The sequence below is a fragment of the Pseudomonas sp. 05T35 genome (genome assembly GCF_056396605.1).
Genome location: NZ_JBFTLU010000441.1, coordinates 1 through 5,237, shown reverse-complemented (window position 1 = coordinate 5,237; position 5,237 = coordinate 1). Strand labels below are relative to the sequence as shown.

Annotated in this window: 5 protein-coding genes; all 5 read left to right on the top strand. The window is 60.2% G+C overall.

Going from position 1 to position 5,237, the window contains the following annotated elements:
- The coding region (locus AC1DH9_RS24785; RefSeq protein WP_477808960.1) for an alginate biosynthesis protein AlgX at positions 1-330 on the top strand (330 nt) is incomplete at its 5' end.
- Between the two features lie 8 nt (positions 331-338).
- Positions 339-1,463 (top strand): mannuronate-specific alginate lyase, encoded by a 1,125-nt coding sequence (locus AC1DH9_RS24780; RefSeq protein WP_477808959.1) that lies wholly within the window; start codon positions 339-341, stop codon positions 1,461-1,463.
- 177 nt (positions 1,464-1,640) lie between these two features.
- On the top strand, positions 1,641-3,197 hold the full coding sequence (locus AC1DH9_RS24775; protein ID WP_427545227.1) for an MBOAT family O-acyltransferase: 1,557 nt from the start codon (positions 1,641-1,643) through the stop codon (positions 3,195-3,197).
- Between the two features lie 11 nt (positions 3,198-3,208).
- Positions 3,209-4,384, top strand: a complete 1,176-nt coding sequence (locus AC1DH9_RS24770; protein ID WP_427545229.1) for an alginate O-acetyltransferase — start codon at positions 3,209-3,211, stop codon at positions 4,382-4,384.
- A gap of 14 nt (positions 4,385-4,398) precedes the next feature.
- The gene (locus AC1DH9_RS24765; RefSeq protein WP_427545231.1) at positions 4,399-5,052 is read left to right on the top strand and encodes an alginate O-acetyltransferase AlgF; all 654 of its coding nucleotides are present in this window, start codon (positions 4,399-4,401) and stop codon (positions 5,050-5,052) included.
- Positions 5,053-5,237: the final 185 nt, after the last annotated feature.

Genomic DNA, 5,237 nt, shown 5'->3' with positions numbered 1-5,237 from the left:
GTCAACAGCAAGAACATGGACCTGCGCAACAGCGACCATCAGGTCGACATCCGTTTCGCCGATCCCTCGGTGAAAACCCTGCAAGCCACGCTCTGGTACATGAACGGTCGCCACGAAGACATCAAGATCGACAAACCCCACACCGCAGATACCGACGGACGTTTCGCCTTTGAATTGCGCACCGATGAAGACTGGGCCACGCAGAACCTGTTGGCGGTCGAAATCCAGGGCCCGGAAGCGGGTGCTGCGCCACAAAAAGTCGAAGCGAAAATCTGCAAACGCAACGTGTTCCCGGGCGCTGARCAACGTACCGCTCAGGTCGGGCAATGAGGTCAGTCATGCGAAACTCGAAACTGAAAACCCTGCTTGCTCCTTCGCTCTTGAGCCTGGCGATGTTTGCCGGGGCAACTCAAGCCGCTGCACCGCTACGCCCGCCGCAGGGTTATTTTGCGCCTGTGGAAAAATTCAAGAACGGCGACGACAGCAACGATTGCGATGCGATGCCGACGCCGTACACCGGCGCCCTGCAATTTCGCAGCAAATACGAAGGCTCCGACAAGGCGCGCTCGACCCTGAACGTTGCGTCGGAAAAAGCCTTCCGCGACACCACATCCGACATCACCACACTCGAACGCGGCACCAGCAAACGGGTGATGCAGTTCATGCGCGACGGTCGTCCGGAACAGCTGGAATGCACGCTCAACTGGCTCACCGCCTGGGCCAGGGCCGATGCGCTGATGTCCAGGGACTTCAACCACACCGGCAAGTCGATGCGCAAATGGGCGCTGGGCAGCATGGCCTCGGCCTACATCCGCCTGAAGTTCTCCGACTCCCATCCGCTGGCAACGCATCAGCAGGAAGCACAGGTGATCGAGGCCTGGTTCAGCAAGATGGCCGATCAGGTGGTCAGCGACTGGGACAACCYGCCGCTCGAACAAACCAACAACCACTCGTACTGGGCCGCCTGGTCGGTGATGGCGACGTCGGTCGCGACCAACCGCCGCGACCTGTTCGACTGGGCCGTGAAGGAATACAAGGTCGGCGCCAATCAGGTCGACGCCCAGGGCTTCTTGCCCAACGAGCTCAAGCGCCAGCAACGGGCACTGGCCTATCACAACTACGCCCTGCCACCGCTGGCGATGATCGCCAGTTTTGCTCAGGTCAACGGTGTCGACTTGCGCCAGGAAAACAACGGCGCGCTGAAACGCCTCGCTGACCGGGTGCTCGCCGGGGTGAAAGACCCGCAAACGTTCGAGCAGAAGAACGGCAAGGAACAGGACATGACCGACCTCAAAGTCGACTCGAAATTCGCCTGGCTCGAACCCTTCTGCACGCTCTACACCTGCCCGGCGGACGTACTGGAACGCAAGCATGCGATGCAGCCGTTCAAGAGTTTTCGACTGGGCGGGGATTTGACCAAGGTCTACGACCCTTCGCATGAGAAGGGCAATAAAGGTTCATAAGCCGAACACAAAACCCCTGTGGGAGCGAGCCTGCTCGCGATGACTGAGTGTCAGTCGACGGCTCGCTCCCACAGGGTCAGTGCAAGACGTGAGTCGAGTGATATGCCCCCAGAATTTCACGGGGGGTTTGGGGGGGCCGTTGGCCCTTGACTGTTGGTTACACAAGGAGAGATCAGGATGGTGTTTTCATCCAATGTGTTCCTGTTTTTGTTCTTGCCGATCTTTCTCGGCTTGTACTACTTGAGCGGGCAACGCTATCGCAACCTGTTGCTGCTGATCGCCAGCTATGTGTTTTATGCCTGGTGGCGCGTGGACTTCCTGGCACTGTTCGCCGGCGTCACGTTATGGAACTACTGGATCGGCCTGAAAGTCGGTGCCGCCGGCGTGCGGACCCAACCGGCGCAGCGCTGGCTGTTGCTCGGCGTAGCGGTGGATCTGTGCATCCTCGGCTACTTCAAGTACACCAACTTCGGGGTCGACAGCCTCAACGCGATCATGACCTCCATGGGCCTGTCGCCGTTCATCCTGACCCACGTGCTATTGCCGATCGGTATCTCGTTCTACATCTTCGAGTCCATCAGCTACATCATCGACGTCTACCGTGGCGACACCCCGGCGACCCGCAACCTGATCGACTTCGCGGCGTTCGTGGCGATCTTCCCGCACCTGATCGCCGGCCCCGTGTTGCGCTTTCGCGACCTGGCCGATCAGTTCAACAACCGTACCCACACCCTCGACAAATTCTCCGAGGGCGCGACGCGGTTCATGCAGGGTTTCATCAAGAAGGTGTTCATCGCCGACACCCTGGCGGTGGTCGCCGACCATTGCTTCGCCCTGCAAAACCCGACCACGGGCGATGCCTGGCTCGGTGCCCTCGCCTACACCGCGCAGCTGTATTTCGACTTCTCCGGCTACAGCGACATGGCCATCGGCCTGGGCCTGATGATGGGTTTTCGCTTCATGGAAAACTTCAAGCAGCCGTACATCAGCCAGTCGATCACCGAGTTCTGGCGCCGCTGGCATATCAGCCTGTCGACCTGGCTGCGCGACTACCTCTACATCACCTTGGGCGGTAACCGCAAAGGCACGCTGATCACCTACCGCAACCTGTTCCTGACCATGCTGCTCGGTGGTCTGTGGCACGGCGCGAACATCACCTACATCGTCTGGGGTGCGTGGCACGGCATGTGGCTGGCGATTGAAAAAGCCATCGGCCTGAACACCTCGCCACGCAGTTTCAACCCGATCCGCTGGGCGCTGACTTTCCTGCTGGTGGTGATGGGCTGGGTGATTTTCCGTGCGGAAAACCTGCACGTTGCCGGCCGCATGTATGGCGCGATGTTCAGCTTCAGCGAGTGGTCGCTGTCGGAACTCAACCGCGCCAGCCTCACCGGCCTGCAAGTCGCGACTTTGGTGGTGGCGTACGCAACGCTGGCGTTCTTCGGCCTGCGCGATTTCTACAGCAATCGGCCAGCCGTCAAGAGCAAGCCTGTCGAAGCTGACGGTCCAGCCACTGCGCAACCAGGTCTGATCAAGGCCGTCCCGGGCGACAACCCCGACAGCCTCCATACACCGGGTTACAGCGTGGGCGTTGATGCCCAAGTGCAACCGGCCTACTGGGTCGCGGACTGGCCGCGTTATGCCATGCGTGCGCTGGTGCTGCTGCTGTTCATCGCTTCAATCCTGAAACTCTCGGCACAAAGCTTCTCGCCGTTCCTTTACTTCCAGTTCTGAGGGATCTGACCATGACCCGCTCATTACGCATGTTCTACATCGCCCTGTTCCTCGTGACCCTGTTGGTCCTGGGCCTGTGGTCGGTACGCAGCTTCTTTGGCTTCAGCTCCAACGCCGATGCAACCGTGCTCAACGGCCGCTGGAGCAAAGCCGTAGAGACTCACTACGACGACCATTTCCCGATCAAGCGCCTGGGCACCAACCTCTGGGCGCTACTTGATTTCAAACTGTTCAACGAAGGTCGTCCGGGCGTGGTGCTCGGTCGCGATCAGTGGTTGTACAGCGATGAAGAATTCAACCCGGTGGTCAATGAAGAGCTGAACCTGCAAGGCAACTACGCGCTGGTCGAAGGTGTACGCCAAACCCTGAAAGCCAAAGGCGTGCAACTGGTGATGGCGATTGTCCCGGCCAAGACGCGCCTGTACCCGGAACACCTGGGTGAAGTAAAACCGGCGCGCATCCATGCCGACCTCTACAAGGATTTTCACGCCCGTGTCGCCGCCGACAAAATCCTCGCCCCCGATCTGCTCGGCCCGTTGCAAAAAGCCAAGCAGAACGGCCAGCAAGTGTTCCTGCGCACCGACACGCACTGGACGCCAGAGGGCGCGCAAATTGCCGCCGAACAACTGGCCAAAACCATCGCCGACAAAACCCCGCTCAGCGGCCAACCGCAGCGCTTTGTCACCGAGCCGGCGGAGCAAGTCAGCCACAAGGGCGACCTGAGATTGTTCCTGCCACTGGACCCACTGTTCGAAAACCTGATGCCGGCGCCAGAGCCCCTGCAAAAGCGCAACACCCATGCCGTTGAAAACCAGCCTGCCGGTGACGACGCCCTGTTCGCCAACAACGAAGTACCGGTAGCGCTGATCGGCACCAGCTACAGCGCCAACCCGAACTGGAACTTCGTCGGCGCGCTCAAGCAAGCGCTGCACAGCGACGTGGTCAATTACGCCGAAGACGGCCATGGCCCGATCCTGCCGATGCTCAGCTACCTGAACAGCGACGCCTTCAAGAACAGCCCGCCACAGGTGCTGATCTGGGAGTTTCCTGAACGCTATCTGCCTGTGAACAACGAAATCGGCGACGCCGACCCGCAGTGGGTCGCAGAGCTCAAACAAGCCGGTGCCCGCCAGCAAAACGTAGCAATTAACCGCAAATCCGAGACGCCCGACCGGGCGCAAAACTGAAAGAGGTAACTCCTATGACTTTCACCAAAACTCCTCGTCGTCTCGCCAAGACCTTCGTCCTCGTAGCCGGTATGGGTCTGCTGTCCCAGGCCTTCGCTGGCGGCGACGCGGCGCTCTACGGCCCAGTCGCGCCGAAAGGCTCAACCTTTGTGCGCATCTACAACGCCAGTAATGCCGAAGTCAGCGCCAGTGTCGGCAGCACCGCTATCAGCGATGTCGCGCCACTGGGCAGCAGTGACTTCAGCTTCATGCCCGGTGGCGACTACAGCGCCAAGGTCGGTAGCCAGAGCCTGCCGCTGAAACTCGCCGCCGACCACTATTACACCCTGGTCAACAACGCCAGCGGCCAGCCGCTACTGATCGAAGAACCACCGTTCAAGAACAAGCAGAAATCCCTGGTCCGCGTGCAGAACCTCAGCGACAAGGCACTGACCCTGAAGACCGCCGACGGCAAGACCGAAGTGGTCCAGGCCGTCGCTGCCAAGAGCCGTGGCGAGCGTGAAATCAACCCGGTGAAAGTCAGCCTGGCGCTGTTCGAAGGCGACAAGAAGGTCGGCGACGTGAAGCCGGTCGCCCTGGAGCGTGGTGAAGCGGCAGTGCTCTACGTCACCGGAAACGGCAGCAGCCTGTCGCCAGTCTGGGTAAAACGCCCGGTTTCGACGCGCTAATGAATTTGTCGGGGCGCCACACAAGCCCCCCGTAGCAGCTGCCGAGCCTGCGAGGCTGCGTTCGGCCGCGAAGCGGTCGTAAATCTGATGAATGCGGTCATTCAGTAAGACCGAGTTGTCTGGGTTTACGACCGCTGCGCGGCCGAACGCAGGCTACGCCAGCTGCTACGGGGACTGTGTATGCC